Origin of the sequence: Roseateles saccharophilus (genome assembly GCF_031458095.1) — a bacterium.
GTDB lineage: Bacteria > Pseudomonadota > Gammaproteobacteria > Burkholderiales > Burkholderiaceae_C > Pelomonas > Pelomonas saccharophila_A.
Map to the genome: position 1 here is coordinate 1 of NZ_JAVDXU010000011.1, position 16,866 is coordinate 16,866.

A 16,866-nucleotide genomic window follows, 5' to 3' on the forward strand; every position below is an offset into this window, starting at 1 on the left:
TCAGCGGCCGAGCACACCAGGATGGCGCCGTCCATCTGGGCGGCACCGGTGATCATGTTCTTGACGTAGTCGGCGTGGCCGGGGCAGTCAACGTGCGCGTAGTGGCGGTTGGCCGTCTCGTACTCGACGTGGGCGGTGTTGATCGTGATGCCGCGGGCCTTTTCTTCGGGCGCTGCGTCGATCTGGTCGTAGGCCTTGGCCTCGCCGCCGAACTTCTTGGACAGCACGGTTGCGATCGCAGCCGTCAGCGTCGTCTTGCCGTGGTCAACGTGGCCAATCGTGCCCACGTTCACGTGCGGCTTGGTCCGTTCAAACTTGCCTTTTGCCATTTCAATTCTCCAAAAAGAGCATCTCGCCAGTCTGTTGGTTTAGCGTTTCCGCAGAGCCCGTGATTCCCGCCGACTGGCGAAGCGGGCGGGCCGCTGCGAAGACGATTCAGTTCAAAAGCCGATCAGGCCTTGCCGCGCGCCGTGATGATGGCGTCGGCCACGTTCTTCGGAGCTTCGCTGTAGTGCTTGAACTCCATCGTGTACGTGGCACGGCCTTGCGACATCGAGCGCAGGGTCGTCGAGTAGCCGAACATTTCCGACAGCGGGACTTCGGCCTTGATGACCTTGCCGCCACCGACCATGTCGTCCATGCCCTGCACCATGCCACGACGGCTGGACAGGTCGCCCATCACGTTGCCGGCGTAGTCTTCAGGCGTCTCGACTTCCACGGCCATCATCGGCTCGAGGATGACGGGGCTGGCGCGGCGGCAGGCTTCCTTGAAGCCCATCGAAGCGGCCATCTTGAACGCGTTTTCGTTCGAGTCCACGTCGTGGTAGGAACCGAAGGTCAGCGTGGCCTTGACGTCGACGACCGGGAAGCCGGCCAGCACGCCGTTCGGCAGGCTGTCGATGATGCCCTTCTCGACCGCGGGGATGTATTCGCGAGGAACCACGCCGCCCTTGATGGCGTCAACGAACTCGAAGCCCTTGCCCGGCTCTTGCGGCTCGAGCGTGATCACGACGTGACCGTACTGTCCCTTACCACCGGACTGGCGAACGAACTTGCCTTCGACGTCGGTGGCGGTCTTGCGGATGGTTTCGCGGTAGGCCACTTGCGGCTTGCCGACGTTGGCTTCCACGCCGAACTCGCGCTTCATGCGGTCGACGATGATTTCCAGGTGCAGCTCGCCCATACCGGAAATGATGGTCTGGCCTGACTCTTCGTCAGTGCGCAGACGGAAGGACGGGTCTTCCTTGGCCAGGCGGCCCAGGGCGATACCCATCTTTTCCTGGTCGGCCTTGGTCTTGGGCTCGACGGCCTGCGAGATCACGGGCTCAGGGAAGACCATCTTTTCCAGCGTGATGATGGCTTCGGGGTCGCACAGGGTTTCGCCCGTGGTGACGTCCTTCAGACCCACGCAGGCGGCGATGTCGCCAGCCAGAATTTCCGAGATTTCTTCACGCTGGTTGGCGTGCATCTGCAGGATCCGGCCGATGCGCTCTTTCTTGCCGCGGATCGGGTTGTAGACGCTGGCGCCCGACTGCAGCACGCCGGAGTAGACGCGCACGAAGGTCAGCTGGCCAACGTAGGGGTCAGTCATCAGCTTGAAAGCCAGCGCAGCGAACTTCTCGCTGTCGTCGGCCTTGCGGACGGTCGGCTGGTCGTCTTCGTCGGTGCCCGGCACCGGTGGCACGTCGATGGGCGACGGCATGAAGTCGATGACGCCGTCGAGCATGCGCTGCACACCCTTGTTCTTGAAGGCGGTGCCGCAGAACATCGGCTGGATTTCAGCGGCGATGGTGCGCTTGCGGATGGCCGTGACGACTTCTTCCTCGGTCAGGTCGCCCGACTCGAGGTATTTGTTCATCAGCTCTTCGCTGGATTCAGCGGCGGCTTCGATGAGGTTTTCACGCCATTTGACAGCGTCGGCTTGCAGGTCGGCCGGGATGTCCTCGTAGCTGAACTTCATGCCTTGCGAGGCCTCGTCCCAGATGATCGCCTTCATCTTGATGAGGTCGATCACGCCGGTGAAGTTTTCTTCAGCGCCGATGGGAATGACGACGGGCACGGGGTTGGCCTTCAGACGCAGCTTCATCTGGTCGTAGACCTTGAAGAAGTTCGCGCCGGTGCGGTCCATCTTGTTGACGAACGCGAGGCGGGGCACCTTGTACTTGTTGGCCTGGCGCCAGACGGTTTCCGACTGGGGCTGCACGCCACCCACGGCGCAATAGACCATGCAGGCGCCGTCCAGCACGCGCATGGAGCGCTCGACTTCAATCGTGAAGTCGACGTGTCCGGGGGTGTCGATGATGTTGATGCGGTGCTCGGGGCGAGCCAGGTCCATGCCCTTCCAGAAGCAGGTCGTGGCAGCGGACGTGATCGTGATGCCACGCTCCTGCTCTTGCTCCATCCAGTCCATCGTGGCGGCGCCGTCATGCACCTCACCGATCTTGTGGTTCACGCCGGTGTAGTAAAGGATGCGCTCGGTCGTGGTGGTCTTGCCAGCATCGATGTGCGCGGAAATACCGATGTTGCGGTAGCGCTCGATGGGGGTTTTGCGGGCCATGGTTTGCTCCAGAAGGCAGGAGCCGCCAGCGGGTTGGTAAAAACCCGAGGCGGCTGAAAGACAGTGAGTTTAGAAGCGGAAGTGCGAGAACGCCTTGTTGGCTTCTGCCATGCGGTGAACTTCGTCGCGCTTCTTCATCGCGCCGCCGCGGCCTTCAGCGGCCTCCAGCAGTTCATTGGCGAGGCGCTGGGCCATCGACTTCTCACCGCGCTTGCGAGCGGATTCCTTCAGCCAGCGCATGGCGAGAGCCATCCGGCGGACGGGGCGAACTTCCACGGGAACTTGGTAGTTCGCACCGCCGACACGGCGGGACTTCACTTCAACCATGGGCTTCACGTTGTTCAGGGCAACCATGAACACTTCCAGCGGATCCTTGCCGATCTTCTTCTCGACCTGCTCCAGGGCACCGTAAATGATGCGCTCAGCGACGGCCTTCTTGCCCGATTCCATGATGACGTTCATGAACTTGGACAGATCGACGGAACCGAACTTGGGGTCCGGGAGGATTTCGCGCTTGGGTACTTCGCGACGACGTGGCATGGCACTCTTCCTTTTGCTTCAGTTGGAGACGATCTTCTTGACCTGACTCCGCTGGACAACCACCGACATCTGGGGTCATCCACTTACTCGGCCAGATTGGCCGCAACAACGTTGGGTCAGCTTGTGCGCTGAGCCCGAACAACCGATTTACTTCTTCGGACGCTTCGCGCCGTACTTGGAACGCGATTGCTTGCGATCCTTGACGCCTTGCAGGTCGAGGGAGCCGCGGACGATGTGGTAACGCACACCGGGCAGATCCTTGACACGGCCGCCGCGAACCAGCACGACGCTGTGTTCTTGCAGGTTGTGGCCTTCACCACCGATGTACGAGATGACCTCGAAACCGTTGGTCAGGCGCACCTTGGCGACCTTACGCAGAGCCGAGTTCGGCTTCTTGGGCGTGGTGGTGTAGACGCGGGTGCAGACACCGCGGCGCTGCGGGCAGTTCTGCATCGCAGGCGACTTGGACTTGGTGACCTCGGCCTCTCGACCGTGGCGCACCAGCTGATTGATGGTTGGCATTACGACTTGTTCCCGTTTGAAGTCAGTGAACCCCACCTACTTTTTCAAGTTTTCGAGCGCGCACGAATGCGGCGCCCAAAAGGCGGAGAGCCGAGGATTGTAGACCGGCAGGGAGATCGGCACAAGGGTCTGCCCGTATGCCGACGCACGCCCGGGTAAGCTGACAGCATGGACACCCCTGCCCCGCTCGCCTTGGAACGGCCAGCCATCGTCATCGACACCCAGGTCGTCATGGACTGGCTGGTGTTTCGCGACGCCCGCGTACAGGCGCTGACTTCCGCTGTGACCTCGGGCGCCCTGCGCTGGTTGGTGGCGCCGGCGATGCGGGACGAGATCCGCCATGTGCTGGGCCGAGGCATCGCCGCCGCCTACGCGCCGGACCTGGCCTTCATCGAGGCTCAGTTCGACGCCCACGCCCTGGCCGTCGAGGCCATCAACCCGCAACCGCTGGCCGGCCGGCTGGTCTGCCGGGACCCGGACGACCAGAAGTTCATCGATCTGGCGCTGGCGACACAGGCCCGCTGGTTGATCTCGCGCGACAAGGCCGTGCTGGCCCTGGCCAAGCGCGCCCGACTGAAAGGCCTGGCCATCCTGAAGCCCGAGCATTGGGCGCCGGACTGACAAAGAAAAAGCCGCCCGCGGTCTGAACCGGGGGCGGCTTCGGAGGGCGAGGCCCTCGTCGGCTTATTCGGCCGAGCTGTCGCCAGCGTCGACGCCAGCCATCTGGGCGGCAGCCAGCTCTTCAGCTTCCTGCAGCGCAATGGCGCGACGCTCGGCGTCGTCCATGGCTTCCTTGGCACGGCGTGCCTCGTGGAAGGCCATGCCGGTGCCGGCGGGGATCAGGCGACCGACGATGACGTTTTCCTTCAGGCCACGCAGCTCGTCGCGCTTGCCCATGATGGCAGCCTCGGTGAGCACGCGGGTCGTTTCCTGGAAGGAAGCGGCCGAGATGAAGGAGTCGGTCGACAGCGAGGCCTTGGTGATACCGAGCAGCACATCCGAGTGGGTGGCCGTCGTCTTACCTTCCTTGCGCATGCGGTCGTTGGTGTCCAGCAGCTCCGAGCGTTCGACTTGCTCGTTCAGGATGTAGTGCGTGTCACCCGGGTTGGTGATGACCACACGACGCAGCATCTGGCGAACGATCACCTCGATGTGCTTGTCGTTGATCTTCACGCCCTGGAGTCGGTACACGTCCTGGACTTCGTCGACGATGTAGCGCGCCAGTTCCTCGATGCCCAGCAGGCGCAGGATGTCCTGCGGGTCTGCGGCGCCGTCGACGATCAGTTCACCGCGGTTGACCACCTGGCCTTCGTGCACCAGGATGTTCTTTTCCTTGGGCACCAGTTCCTCGTGGGCCTTGCCGTCCGGATCGGTGATCTGCAGGCGGATCTTGCCCTTGGTCTCCTTGCCGAACGACACCGTGCCGGTCTGCTCGGCCAGCACGCCGACGTCCTTGGGCGAACGGGCCTCGAAGAGCTCGGCCACGCGCGGCAGACCGCCGGTAATGTCGCGGGTCTTCTGGCCTTCGACCGGGATACGGGCGAGCACTTCACCAGGCAGCAGCTCCTGGCCGTCGCGGATCTGGATCAGCGAGCCAACCTGGAAGCCGATGGCCACCGAGTGGTCGGTACCGGGGATCTTGACCTCGTGGCCGCCAGCGTCCAGCAGCTTGACCTGCGGACGGATGACCTTGGCCGCGCCGCGGCGCTTCGGGTCGATGACGACCAGGGTCGACAGACCGGTCACCTCGTCCACCTGCTTGGCGACGGTCACCCCTTCCTCGACGTTCTCGAACTTCGCCTTGCCGGCGAATTCCGTGATGATCGGGCGGGTCAGCGGGTCCCAGTTGGCGAGCACCACGCCGGCCTTGATGGTCTGGCTCGGCTTGATGTTCAGCACGGCGCCATAAGGCACCTTGTGACGCTCGCGCTCGCGGCCGTGCGGGTCGGCAATGATGATCTCGCCGGAGCGGGAAATCACGACCAGCTCGCCCTTGCCATTGGTCACGTAGCGCATCGTGGCGTTGAAGCCGATGATGCCGTCCGACTTGGCTTCCACGCTCGAGGCGACGGCAGCGCGCGAAGCGGCACCGCCGATGTGGAAGGTACGCATCGTCAGCTGCGTGCCGGGTTCGCCGATGGACTGGGCGGCGATGACGCCGACAGCCTCACCGACGTTGACCAGGCCGCCGCGGCCGAGGTCACGGCCGTAGCACTTGGCGCACAGGCCAAAGCGCGTGCCGCAGGTCAGCGGCGTGCGGACCTTGATCTCGTCGACACCGGCCTGCTCCAGCAGGTCGAGGGTGTCCTCGTCGAGCATGTTGCCGGCGGCCAGCAGCGAGACCTGCGTCTCGGGGTGGACGACGTCGATCGCGGCGACGCGGCCGAGGACGCGGTCGCGCAGCGATTCGATGACTTCACCGCCTTCGACCAGGGCGCGCATGGCCATGCCGTTGTCGGTGCCGCAATCGTCTTCCGTGACGACCAGATCCTGGGTCACGTCGACCAGGCGGCGCGTCAGGTAGCCGGAGTTCGCGGTCTTCAGCGCCGTGTCCGCCAGGCCCTTACGAGCACCGTGGGTGGAAATGAAGTACTGCAGAACGTTCAGGCCTTCGCGGAAGTTCGCGGTAATCGGCGTCTCGATGATGGAGCCGTCAGGCTTGGCCATCAGGCCGCGCATGCCGGCCAGCTGGCGGATCTGGGCCGCGCTACCGCGGGCACCCGAGTCGGCCATCATGTAGATCGAGTTGAAGGACTCCTGATCGACGGTCTTGCCGTGGCGATCGATCGTCTTCTCGACCTTCAGGTGGTCCATCATCTTCTTGCCGATTTCGTCACCGGCCTTGCCCCAGATGTCCACGACCTTGTTGTAGCGCTCGCCGGCGGTCACGAGACCCGAGACGTACTGCTGCTCGATCTCCTTGACTTCCTTCTCGGCGCGCTCGATCAGCGTGTGCTTCTGCGCGGGCACCAGCATGTCGTCGATGGCGATGGAGATGCCGGCGCGCGTGGCGAGCTTGAAACCGCTTTGCAGCAGCTTGTCGGCCAGCACGACGGTTTCCTTCAGGCCGCACTTGCGGAAGGAGGTGTTGATCAGCTTGCTGATCTCCTTCTTCTTCAGCGCCTTGTTGATGTTGCTGAAGGGCAGGCCCTTGGGCAGGATTTCCGACAGCAGCGCGCGGCCGACGGTCGTGTCCACGAGCTTGGTCTCGGGCACGAACTCGCCCGTGTCCTTGTCCTTGGTCCACTCGGTCAGGCGCACGCTGATCTTGGCGGTGATTTCCACGGCGCCGTTTTCCAGCGCGCGGATCATCTCGGGGATGTCCGAGAAGATCAGGCCTTCGCCCTTGCCGTTGGTGCGCTCGCGGGTAGCGTAGTACAGGCCCAGCACCACGTCTTGCGACGGGACGATGGACGGCTCGCCCGAGGCCGGGAACAGCACGTTGTTGGAGGCCAGCATCAGGGTGCGGGCTTCCATCTGCGCTTCGATCGACAGCGGCACGTGGACGGCCATCTGGTCACCGTCGAAGTCGGCGTTGAAGGCCGAGCAGACGAGGGGGTGCAGCTGGATGGCCTTGCCTTCGATCAGCACGGGCTCGAAGGCCTGGATGCCGAGGCGGTGCAGCGTCGGGGCGCGGTTCAGCAGAACCGGGTGTTCCTTGATGACTTCTTCCAGGATGTCCCAGACCACCGGCGTGCCGGATTCGACTTCCTTCTTGGCCGCCTTGATCGTCGTCGCGATGCCCATGGCTTCGAGACGGCTGAAGATGAAGGGCTTGAAGAGCTCAAGCGCCATCAGCTTGGGCAGGCCGCACTGGTGCAGCTTGAGCGTCGGGCCGACCACGATGACCGAACGGCCCGAGTAGTCGACGCGCTTGCCCAGCAGGTTCTGACGGAAGCGACCGCTCTTGCCCTTGATCATGTCGGCCAGCGACTTGAGGGCACGCTTGTTCGCGCCGGTCATCGCCTTGCCGCGGCGGCCGTTGTCCAGCAGCGAGTCGACGGCTTCCTGCAGCATGCGCTTTTCATTGCGCACGATGATTTCAGGCGCCTTCAGCTCCAGCAGGCGGGCCAGGCGGTTGTTGCGGTTGATGACGCGACGGTAGAGGTCGTTCAGGTCGGAGGTCGCGAAGCGGCCGCCGTCCAGCGGCACCAACGGACGCAGGTCCGGCGGCAGCACGGGCAGCACGTCCAGCACCATCCAGTTCGGCTTGATGCCGGACTTCTTGAAGGCCTCCATGACCTTCAGGCGCTTGGAGTTCTTCTTGACCTTGAGCTCGGAGCCGGTCATGTCGTTGCGCAGGCGATCGATCTCGATGTCGAGATCCATCTCCTCCAGCAGCTTCTTGATGCCCTCGGCGCCCATCAGCGCGATGAACTCGTCACCGTACTCGATGCGCTTGGCGTCGTAGTCGTCCTCGCTCATGATCGAGAACTTCTTCAGCGGCGTCATGCCGCTGTCGACGACGACATAGGCTTCGAAGTACAGCACGCGCTCGATGTCGCGCAGCGTCATGTCGAGCACCAGGCCCAGACGCGACGGAAGCGACTTCAGGAACCAGATGTGGGCGCAGGGCGCAGCCAGGTCGATGTGGCCCATGCGCTCGCGGCGCACCTTGGTCTGGGTGACTTCAACGCCGCACTTCTCGCAAATGACACCGCGGTGCTTCAAGCGCTTGTACTTGCCACACAGGCACTCGTAGTCCTTGATCGGGCCAAAGATCTTGGCGCAGAACAGGCCGTCACGCTCGGGCTTGAAGGTGCGGTAGTTGATGGTCTCGGGCTTCTTCACCTCGCCGAACGACCAGCTGCGGATCTTCTCCGGGGAAGCCAGGCCGATCTTGATGGCATCGAAATGCTCATCGGGGGTGAATTGCTTGAAAAGGTCGAGTAGTCCCTTCATGCATCTGCTCCTTAATTGCGTTCCAGTTCAATGTCGATGCCCAAGGAGCGGATTTCCTTGACCAGCACATTGAACGATTCGGGCATGCCCGCTTCGATGGCGTGTTCGCCCTTGACGATGCTTTCGTAGACCTTGGTCCGGCCGTTCACGTCGTCGGACTTGACCGTCAGCATTTCCTGCAGGATGTACGAGGCGCCATACGCTTCCAGCGCCCAGACTTCCATTTCGCCGAAACGCTGGCCGCCGAACTGGGCCTTGCCGCCCAGCGGTTGCTGCGTGACCAGCGAGTACGGGCCGGTCGAGCGGGCGTGCATCTTGTCGTCCACCAAGTGGTGCAGCTTCAGCACGTGCATGTAGCCGACGGTGACCGGGCGCTCGAACTGCTCGCCGGTGCGGCCGTCGCACAGCCAGGCCTGGGTGCGCGTCTCGGTCAGGCCCTTCTTGGCGGCGATGTCGTCCGGGTAGGCCAGCTTCAGCATGCCGCGGATTTCTTCTTCCTTGGCACCGTCGAAGACCGGGGTCGCGAAGGGCACGCCCTTGGCGAGGTTCTCGGCCATCTCCAGCACTTCGGCGTCGGACAGGTCGTCGATGTTCTCGGTCTTGCCACCGCTCTGGTTGTAGAGCTGGTCGAACAGCTTGCGCAGCTCAGCCACCTTGGTGTGCTGCTGCAGCATGTCGCCGATGCGCTGGCCGATGCCCTTGCCGGCCCAGCCCAGATGCACTTCCAGCACCTGGCCCACGTTCATCCGCGACGGGACGCCCAGCGGGTTCAGCACGATGTCGGCAGGCGTGCCGTCGGCCATATAGGGCATGTCTTCGATCGGCGTGACCTTGGACACGACACCCTTGTTGCCGTGACGGCCGGCCATCTTGTCGCCAGGCTGCAGGCGACGCTTGACGGCCAGGTAGACCTTGACCATCTTCAGCACGCCAGCGGGCAGCTCGTCGCCCTGCGTGAGCTTCTTGCGCTTTTCTTCAAAAGCCAGGTCGAAGCTGTGGCGGGTCTGGTCGAGCGAGTTCTTGATCGACTCGAGCTGGTTGGCGATCTCTTCCTCGGCCGGACGGATGTCGAACCAGTGGAACTTCTCGACCGAGGCCAGGTAGTCCTTGTCGATCTTGGTGCCCTTGGCGATCTTCTGCGGGCCGCCGTTGGCGATCTTGCCGTTGAGCAGCTTCTCGATACGGTCGAAGGCGTCGCTCTCGACAATGCGCAGCTGGTCGTTCAGGTCCAGGCGGTAGCGCTTCAGCTCGTCGTCAATGATCTGCTGGGCACGCTTGTCGCGCTGGATGCCTTCACGGGTGAAGACCTGCACGTCGATGACGGTGCCGCTGGTGCCTTGGTCGACACGCAGCGACGTGTCCTTCACGTCCGAAGCCTTCTCGCCGAAGATGGCGCGCAGCAGCTTCTCTTCCGGCGTCAGCGTCGTCTCGCCCTTGGGCGTGACCTTGCCGACCAGCACGTCGCCCGGGTTCACCTCGGCACCGATGTAGACGATGCCCGACTCGTCCAGACGGCCGAGTTGTTGCTCCGACAGGTTCGGGATGTCGCGGGTGATTTCCTCGGCGCCCAGCTTGGTGTCACGTGCGTTGACCACCAGTTCCTCGATGTGGATCGAGGTGTAGCGGTCTTCGGCGATGACGCGTTCGCTGATCAGGATCGAGTCTTCGAAGTTGTAGCCGTTCCAGGGCATGAACGCGACCAGCATGTTCTGGCCCAGGGCCAGTTCACCGATGTCGGTGGAAGCGCCGTCGGCAATGATGTCCTCGGCAGCCACCTTGTCGCCACGGCGCACGATCGGGCGCTGGTGGATGTTGGTGTTCTGGTTGGAGCGCTGGTACTTGATCAGGTTGTAGATGTCGACACCGACCTCACCGGCCACGGTCTCGTCATCGTTGACGCGGATCACGATGCGGTTGGTGTCGACATAGTCGACCACGCCGCCGCGGCGAGCCGCGACCACCGTGCCCGAGTCCTTCGCGGCGACGCGCTCGACGCCCGTACCCACGAAAGCCTTCTCGGGACGCAGCACCGGCACGGCCTGGCGCTGCATGTTGGCGCCCATCAGTGCGCGGTTCGCGTCGTCGTGCTCCAGGAAGGGCACGAGCGAAGCAGCGACCGACACGATCTGCGTCGGCGCCACGTCCATGTACTGGATGCGCTCGGGCGAGGTCAGCACCGATTCGCCGTTTTCACGGGCCGACACCAGTTCGTCCGTCAGCTGGCCGCCGGCGTTCAGCGTGGCATTGGCCTGGGCGATGACGTACTTGCCTTCCTCGATGGCGGACAGGTAGTCGATCTGGTCGGTGACGTGACCGTCAACGACGCGGCGGTACGGCGTTTCCAGGAAGCCGTACTCGTTGAGCTGTGCGTACAGCGCCAACGAGTTGATCAGGCCGATGTTCGGGCCTTCCGGCGTTTCGATCGGGCAGACGCGGCCGTAGTGGGTCGGGTGCACGTCGCGGACTTCGAAGCCGGCGCGCTCGCGGGTCAGACCGCCCGGGCCCAGGGCGGAAACGCGACGCTTGTGCGTGATTTCCGACAGGGGGTTGGTCTGGTCCATGAACTGCGACAGCTGCGACGCACCGAAGAACTCCTTCAGCGCCGCGGAGATCGGCTTGGAGTTGATCAGGTCGTGCGGCATCAGGGCTTCGGTCTCGGCCTGGCCCAGACGTTCCTTGACAGCCTTCTCGATACGGGCGAGGCCCGAGCGGTACTGGTTCTCGGCCAGTTCGCCCACGCAGCGCACGCGGCGGTTGCCCAGGTGGTCGATGTCGTCCACTTCGCCGCGGCCATTGCGCAGCTCGACGAGGATCTTGACGACGTCAAGGATGTCCTCGTTGGACAGGTTCATATTGCCTTCGGGCGTGTCACGGCCGACACGCGCGTTGAACTTCATGCGGCCGACACGGCTCAGGTCGTAGGTGTCGGTGCTGTAGAACAGGCGGTTGAACAGGGCCTCGACGGCGTCTTCCGTCGGCGGCTCGCCGGGGCGCATCATGCGGTAGATGGCCACGCGCGCTGCCAGTTGGGTCTCGGTTTCATCCGAGGCCAGGGTCTGGCTGATGTAGGCACCCTCGTCCAGTTCGTTCGTGAACAGGCACTGGATTTCCTTGACGCCGGCCTGGCGCAGCTTCTTCAGCAGCGCGTCGGTCAGCTCGTCATTGGCCTTGGCGATGATCTCGCCGGTGTCGGCGTCGATCATGTTCTTGGCCAGCACACGGCCGACCAGGAAGTCTTCCGGCACCGAGATGTGCTGCGTGCCGGACTGCTCCAGCTGGCGCACGTGACGGGCGGTGATGCGCTTGTCCTTCTCGACGATGACGGCGCCGCTCTTGTCGACGATGTCGAAGCGGGCGACTTCACCCTTCAGGCGGTCGGCGACGAATTCGAGCTGCGCGCCGACGTCCATCAGGCGGAAGTTGTCGAACACGAAGAAGTGGGCCAAGATCTGCTCGGGGTTCAGGCCGATGGCCTTGAGCAGGATGGTGACCGGCATCTTGCGGCGACGGTCGACGCGGAAGTACAGGATGTCCTTCGGGTCGAACTCGAAGTCCAGCCAGGAGCCGCGGTAGGGAATGATGCGGGCGCTGAACAGCAGCTTGCCCGACGAGTGCGTCTTGCCCTTGTCGTGCTCGAAGAACACGCCCGGCGAACGGTGCAGCTGCGACACGATGACGCGCTCGGTACCGTTGACGATGAAGGAGCCGTAGTCGGTCATCAGGGGCACTTCGCCCATGTAGACCTCTTGCTCCTTGATTTCCTTGACGGTCTTCGCCTGGGGCGACTCACGGTCATAGATGATCATCTGCAGGCGCGCGCGCACGGCGGCTGCATAGGTCAACCCACGCTGTTGGCACTCACGGGTGTCGAACGGCGGCTTGGCGATGTTGAACTCGAGGAACTTCATCTCGACGAAACCGTTGTGCGAAACAATCGGGAACGCCGAAAGGAAAGCTGCCTGCAGGCCTTCGGGCTTGCGTTTGGCAGGGGCCACGTCCTTCTGCAGGAAGGCCACGTAGCTGTCCTTCTGCATGGTGAGCAGATAGGGAACGTTGAGAACGCTCTCGCGCTTGCCGAAGCTCTTGCGGATCCGCTTGCGCTCGGTATAGCTGTAGGGGGTTGCTTGCGCCATAAACACTCCGTGTCGAGTGCATCCCCGGCCGTGGGACGCACCGCGTCGGCGACTGGCTGGCTCATCCGCCCAGAACGGGCAGCTGCCTAGCTTGGTGGTTGGCCACTACCAACCGCTGGCGGACAACTCCGGCGTTGCACCAAAGTCCGACCAAACTGGTTCTCTGCAGTCGGATCAGAGAACACGTGAAAGAACTGCGCATCATACGCTGAGCAGCCCTTTCAACTGTTCTCTACGGGGACAAACCCGTAAAGACGAAAAAGGGGAAGCCCGAAGGCAACCCCTTTTGATGGATCTGGCGAACCAGACCCCGTCGGCGGAACGATGCCCGCCGAACCGATTTACTTCATCTCGGCCTTGGCGCCAGCTTCGACCAGCTTCTTGACAGCGGCTTCGGCGTCGGCCTTGGAGATGCCTTCCTTGACGTTCTTCGGAGCGCCGTCGACCAGGTCCTTGGCTTCCTTCAGACCCAGACCGGTGATTTCGCGAACGGCCTTGATGACGCCAACCTTCTGGGCGCCAGCGTCGGTCAGGACGACGTTGAACTCGGTCTTTTCTTCAGCAGCAGCAGCAGCACCGCCGCCAGCGCCACCGGCGGCCGGAGCAGCCATCGAAGCAGCGGACACGCCGAACTTCTCTTCAATTGCCTTGACCAGGTCGTTCAGTTCCAGAACGGACATGCTGTCCAGGGCGGTCAGGAAAGCGTCTTTATCGAATGCCATGATTAATTCCTAAAAAACAGATGGGTTGCGTGTAAACGCGTTGTTCGTCGATCAGGCCGCGGCCGGGGCTTCGGCGGGGGCTTCAGCAGCCACAGCACCTTCACCACGCTTTGCAGCCAGGGCAGCCAGCACGGCCGCGGTGCGTTGCACCGGCGACAGCAGCAGGCCGGCAATCTGCGACAGCAGGACTTCCTTGGACGGGACGGAGGCCAGAGCCTTCACGCCATTGACGTCCAGAGCCTTGCCACCGTAGGCACCACCCTTGATGACGAGCTTGTCGTTGGTCTTGGCAAAGTCAGCGATGACTTTGGCAGCCGCGACAGCGTCTTCCGAAAAGCCGTAGATCAGCGGGCCGACCATGCTCTCCGCAGCAGCTTCGAACGGGGTGCCAGCGACGGCGCGACGGGCCAGGGTGTTCTTCAGCACGTGAAGATAGACACCCTTGGAACGTGCGTCGACGCGCAGCTTGTTCAAGGCTTCCACGGTGAGGCCACGGTACTCGGCCAACGCCAAGGTCTGCGACTTCGCTGCTTGCGCTGCGACGTCGGAGACAACGGCTGCCTTCTCGTTGCGATTGAGACTCAAGGTCTACTCCTCACATTTGCTCCCTCGGCCTTGCGGCTTCGAGAGCGCCAGGGATTCAGCGACCATCTGTCAGGAAAAACCTGTCAGCGGGACCGCCATCTGCGCTGGTTCTCAGTCTTGCGACGTCGATTTAAGGGGTCTCCACCAGCGGTCTTGGATGACGCGCCGCCCGGTTGCCCGGACAGCGCCCCACCAATCTTTGTTGCCCGGAGCCAGACTCGCCCCGAACAGATTCAGTGCACCAGGCCGCAGGGGCCTGGTTGTCGATCAGGCCGCGGTGGCCTGAGCGTTGATCGAAGCGATTTCGACGCGGGCGCCGACGCCCATCGTCGAGGACACGGCGACCTTGCGCAGGTAGACGCCCTTGCTCGAAGCCGGCTTGGCCTTGTTCAGGGCCTCGATCAGCGCGCGCAGATTGCCTTCCAGCTTGTCGGTGTCGAAGGAGCGACGACCGATGGTGCCGTGGATGATGCCGGCCTTGTCGACGCGGAACTGGACCTGGCCAGCCTTGGCGTTCTTGACGGCGGTGGCGACGTCCGGGGTGACCGTGCCAACCTTGGGGTTGGGCATCAGGCCGCGCGGGCCCAGGATCTGACCCAGGGTACCGACGACACGCATGGTGTCGGGCGAGGCGATGACCACGTCGAAGGGCATGTCGCCCGCCTTGACGCGCTCGGCCAGGTCTTCCATGCCGACGACGTCGGCGCCGGCGGCCTTGGCTTCCTCAGCCTTGGCGCCTTGGGCGAAGACGGCCACGCGCTTGGTCTTGCCGGTGCCGTTGGGCATCACGACGGCGCCACGGACGACCTGGTCCGACTTCTTGGCGTCGATGCCGAGTTGCACGGCGACGTCGATGGACTCATCGAACTTGGCCGTGGCCAGGCTCTTGACCAGGTCCAGGGCTTCCGACAGGGCGTACAGCTTGGTCGACTCGACCTTGCCGGCCAGTGCCTTTTGCTTCTTGGTGAGCTTGGCCATGTTCAGACCCCTTCAACGATGATGCCCATCGAGCGGGCGGAGCCGGCGATGGTCTTGACCGCGGCGTCGATGCTGGCAGCCGTCAGGTCCTTGGTCTTGATCTTGGCGATCTCTTCCAGCTGGGCGCGGGTCAGCTTGCCGACCTTGTCCAGGTGGGGGCGCTGCGAGCCCTTCTCGATCTTGGCGGCCTTCTTGATCAGCACGGTCGCCGGGGGCGACTTGATGACGAAGGTGAAGCTCTTGTCGGCGAAGGCGGTGATGACCACCGGCAGCTTCATGCCAGGCTCGAAGCCGGCGCCCGACGTCTGGGCGTTGAACGCCTTGCAGAACTCCATGATGTTCAGGCCACGCTGACCCAGCGCGGGACCCACCGGCGGCGAAGGATTTGCCTTGCCGGCCGGAATTTGCAGCTTGATGAAGCCGACAATTTTCTTGGCCATGTTTTCTCCAATCCAGTGACCCCGCGGCCTGCGGGATCACCTGAGTGCTAGCGCATCGGATTCGGACCGAAGTCCTTACCTTTGCTCCTCTTGTCCGCCTCTCGTTGCAGACTGATCACGGGCCGACGTTTTAGGGGACGCCGACCGAACCCGGGATTCTAGCGCGTCAGACCTTCTCGACTTGCGCGAAGTCCAGCTCGACCGGCGTGGCGCGACCGAAGATCGTGACCGAGACGCGGACCTTGGACTTGTCGTAGTTGACCTCTTCGACCGAGCCGTTGAAGTCGGTGAAGGGCCCTTCCTTGACACGCACGACCTCGCCGACCGTCCACTCGACCTTGGGCCGGGGCTTCTCGACGCCTTCCTGCATCTGGTTGACGATCTTCATGACCTCGGCTTCCGAGATCGGAGCCGGGCGGTTCTTGGCGCCGCCGACAAAGCCCGTCACCTTGGACGTGTGCTTCACCAAATGCCAGGACTCGTCGTCCATGAACATCTCGACCAGCACATAGCCGGGGAAGAAGCGGCGCTCGGTGACGGCCTTCTTGCCGTTCTTCAGCTCGACGACTTCTTCGGTCGGCACCAGGATGCGGCCGAACTTGTCCTGCATGCCGGCGCGGTCGATGCGCTCGCGCAGATTGCGCTCGACAGCCTTCTCCATGCCCGAATAGGCATGAACGACGTACCAGCGCTTGGGCGGGCCGACGGGGGCTTCGGTCGTGACGACTTGTTCTTCAGACATGAGGGTTCCTTGCGATCAGCGCTTCCAGCCCAGGATCAGGTCGTACAGGACCCATTCCAGCGTCTTGTCGGTGATCCACAGGAACAGCGCCATCACGACGACGAAGGCGAACACATAGCCGGTCATCTGGGTCGCTTCCTTGCGGGTCGGCCAGACCACCTTCTTGACTTCACGCACCGAGTCGCGGCCATAGGCGATCAACGCCTTGCCGTGCTCGGACGTGAAGAAGGCCGCCACACCGGCGGCCAGCAGCACGACCAGGGAGGCCCATTGCACCAGCGCGCCTTGCTTGGACAGGCCGTAATAAGCCGCCAGCGCGCCGATCAGCAGCAGCACTGCCACAGCCAGCTTGGCCTTGTCGGCGCCGCTGGTCACGGTCTCGACTTGGGGAGGATTCGCCATCACTTCACTTTCACGTGCCGCCCCGAATTCAACATCCTTGGCGGCTGTTCAGACACTGCCTCAGGCAGGTAGCCATCAGCAGCAAGGCCCGCCGAGATCTCTCTCGCGGGCCGATGCTTGGTTAGCCAGGAAACCAACCGCCGTGATCAGTGGCGGGTGGCAGGGGCAGAGGGTCTCGAACCCCCAACCTTCGGTTTTGGAGACCGACGCTCTGCCAATTGAGCTATGCCCCTGTGGCCTTAAAAAACTTACTCGAGGATCGTGGCGACGACGCCCGAACCGACGGTACGGCCACCTTCACGGATGGCGAAGCGCAGACCCGTTTCCATGGCGATCGGAGCGA

General features: G+C 63.2%; 14 protein-coding genes and 1 tRNA gene. 1 reads left to right on the top strand and 14 read right to left on the bottom strand.

The features are described 5' to 3' along the window. The 4 genes from J2X20_RS29260 to rpsL all read right to left on the bottom strand — a co-directional run. The coding region (locus tag J2X20_RS29260) for a GTP-binding protein (protein ID WP_310273287.1) at positions 1 to 329 on the bottom strand (329 nt) is incomplete at its 3' end. A gap of 122 nt (positions 330 to 451) precedes the next feature. Further along, positions 452 to 2,557 carry an elongation factor G gene (gene fusA / locus J2X20_RS29265; protein ID WP_310273290.1) on the bottom strand — a complete coding sequence of 702 codons (2,106 nt, stop codon included), beginning with the start codon at positions 2,555 to 2,557 and terminating at the stop codon, positions 452 to 454. A gap of 69 nt (positions 2,558 to 2,626) precedes the next feature. Continuing rightward, entirely contained in the window at positions 2,627 to 3,097 is a 471-nt protein-coding gene (gene rpsG / locus J2X20_RS29270; protein WP_056194782.1) for a 30S ribosomal protein S7, read from the bottom strand. A gap of 147 nt (positions 3,098 to 3,244) precedes the next feature. Beyond that, positions 3,245 to 3,619, bottom strand: a complete 375-nt coding sequence (gene rpsL, locus J2X20_RS29275; RefSeq protein WP_056194784.1) for a 30S ribosomal protein S12 — start codon at positions 3,617 to 3,619, stop codon at positions 3,245 to 3,247. Between the two features lie 168 nt (positions 3,620 to 3,787). Between rpsL and J2X20_RS29280 the strand changes: the two genes are divergently transcribed. After that, positions 3,788 to 4,240 (top strand): putative toxin-antitoxin system toxin component, PIN family, encoded by a 453-nt coding sequence (locus J2X20_RS29280; protein ID WP_310273297.1) that lies wholly within the window; start codon positions 3,788 to 3,790, stop codon positions 4,238 to 4,240. 63 nt (positions 4,241 to 4,303) lie between these two features. Here the strand turns inward: J2X20_RS29280 and rpoC are convergent, their stop codons facing one another. The 10 genes from rpoC to J2X20_RS29330 form a co-directional block, all read right to left on the bottom strand. Continuing rightward, entirely contained in the window at positions 4,304 to 8,521 is a 4,218-nt protein-coding gene (gene rpoC, locus J2X20_RS29285; protein ID WP_310273300.1) for a DNA-directed RNA polymerase subunit beta', read from the bottom strand. Between the two features lie 11 nt (positions 8,522 to 8,532). Next, positions 8,533 to 12,654, bottom strand: a complete 4,122-nt coding sequence (gene rpoB, locus J2X20_RS29290) for a DNA-directed RNA polymerase subunit beta (RefSeq protein ID WP_310273303.1) — start codon at positions 12,652 to 12,654, stop codon at positions 8,533 to 8,535. Between the two features lie 341 nt (positions 12,655 to 12,995). Then, positions 12,996 to 13,376 carry a 50S ribosomal protein L7/L12 gene (gene rplL, locus J2X20_RS29295; protein WP_310273307.1) on the bottom strand — a complete coding sequence of 127 codons (381 nt, stop codon included), beginning with the start codon at positions 13,374 to 13,376 and terminating at the stop codon, positions 12,996 to 12,998. A 51-nt stretch (positions 13,377 to 13,427) separates the two neighbouring features. Further along, positions 13,428 to 13,961, bottom strand: a complete 534-nt coding sequence (rplJ, locus tag J2X20_RS29300; protein ID WP_025564477.1) for a 50S ribosomal protein L10 — start codon at positions 13,959 to 13,961, stop codon at positions 13,428 to 13,430. Positions 13,962 to 14,228: 267 nt separating this feature from the next. Next, positions 14,229 to 14,939, bottom strand: coding sequence for a 50S ribosomal protein L1 (rplA, locus tag J2X20_RS29305; RefSeq protein WP_310273312.1), 711 nt, complete (start codon positions 14,937 to 14,939; stop codon positions 14,229 to 14,231). Between the two features lie 2 nt (positions 14,940 to 14,941). After that, positions 14,942 to 15,379, bottom strand: a complete 438-nt coding sequence (gene rplK / locus J2X20_RS29310; RefSeq protein ID WP_025564481.1) for a 50S ribosomal protein L11 — start codon at positions 15,377 to 15,379, stop codon at positions 14,942 to 14,944. 166 nt (positions 15,380 to 15,545) lie between these two features. Further along, entirely contained in the window at positions 15,546 to 16,121 is a 576-nt protein-coding gene (gene nusG, locus J2X20_RS29315; protein WP_119046625.1) for a transcription termination/antitermination protein NusG, read from the bottom strand. 15 nt (positions 16,122 to 16,136) lie between these two features. Beyond that, positions 16,137 to 16,523 (bottom strand): preprotein translocase subunit SecE, encoded by a 387-nt coding sequence (gene secE, locus J2X20_RS29320; protein WP_310273316.1) that lies wholly within the window; start codon positions 16,521 to 16,523, stop codon positions 16,137 to 16,139. A gap of 157 nt (positions 16,524 to 16,680) precedes the next feature. Further along, a tRNA-Trp gene (locus J2X20_RS29325) sits at positions 16,681 to 16,756 on the bottom strand. A gap of 15 nt (positions 16,757 to 16,771) precedes the next feature. After that, positions 16,772 to 16,866: EF-Tu C-terminal domain-related protein (locus J2X20_RS29330; RefSeq protein ID WP_088486379.1), on the bottom strand; the 95-nt coding region annotated here is incomplete at its 5' end.

Coding starts and splice junctions, on each gene's coding strand:
- fusA (WP_310273290.1), bottom strand. CDS start 2,557: ATGGCCCGCAAAACCCCCATCGAGCGCTACCGCAACATCGGTATTTCC.
- rpsG (WP_056194782.1), bottom strand. CDS start 3,097: ATGCCACGTCGTCGCGAAGTACCCAAGCGCGAAATCCTCCCGGACCCC.
- rpsL (WP_056194784.1), bottom strand. CDS start 3,619: ATGCCAACCATCAATCAGCTGGTGCGCCACGGTCGAGAGGCCGAGGTC.
- J2X20_RS29280 (WP_310273297.1), top strand. CDS start 3,788: ATGGACACCCCTGCCCCGCTCGCCTTGGAACGGCCAGCCATCGTCATC.
- rpoC (WP_310273300.1), bottom strand. CDS start 8,521: ATGAAGGGACTACTCGACCTTTTCAAGCAATTCACCCCCGATGAGCAT.
- rpoB (WP_310273303.1), bottom strand. CDS start 12,654: ATGGCGCAAGCAACCCCCTACAGCTATACCGAGCGCAAGCGGATCCGC.
- rplL (WP_310273307.1), bottom strand. CDS start 13,376: ATGGCATTCGATAAAGACGCTTTCCTGACCGCCCTGGACAGCATGTCC.
- rplA (WP_310273312.1), bottom strand. CDS start 14,939: ATGGCCAAGCTCACCAAGAAGCAAAAGGCACTGGCCGGCAAGGTCGAG.
- rplK (WP_025564481.1), bottom strand. CDS start 15,379: ATGGCCAAGAAAATTGTCGGCTTCATCAAGCTGCAAATTCCGGCCGGC.
- nusG (WP_119046625.1), bottom strand. CDS start 16,121: ATGTCTGAAGAACAAGTCGTCACGACCGAAGCCCCCGTCGGCCCGCCC.
- secE (WP_310273316.1), bottom strand. CDS start 16,523: ATGGCGAATCCTCCCCAAGTCGAGACCGTGACCAGCGGCGCCGACAAG.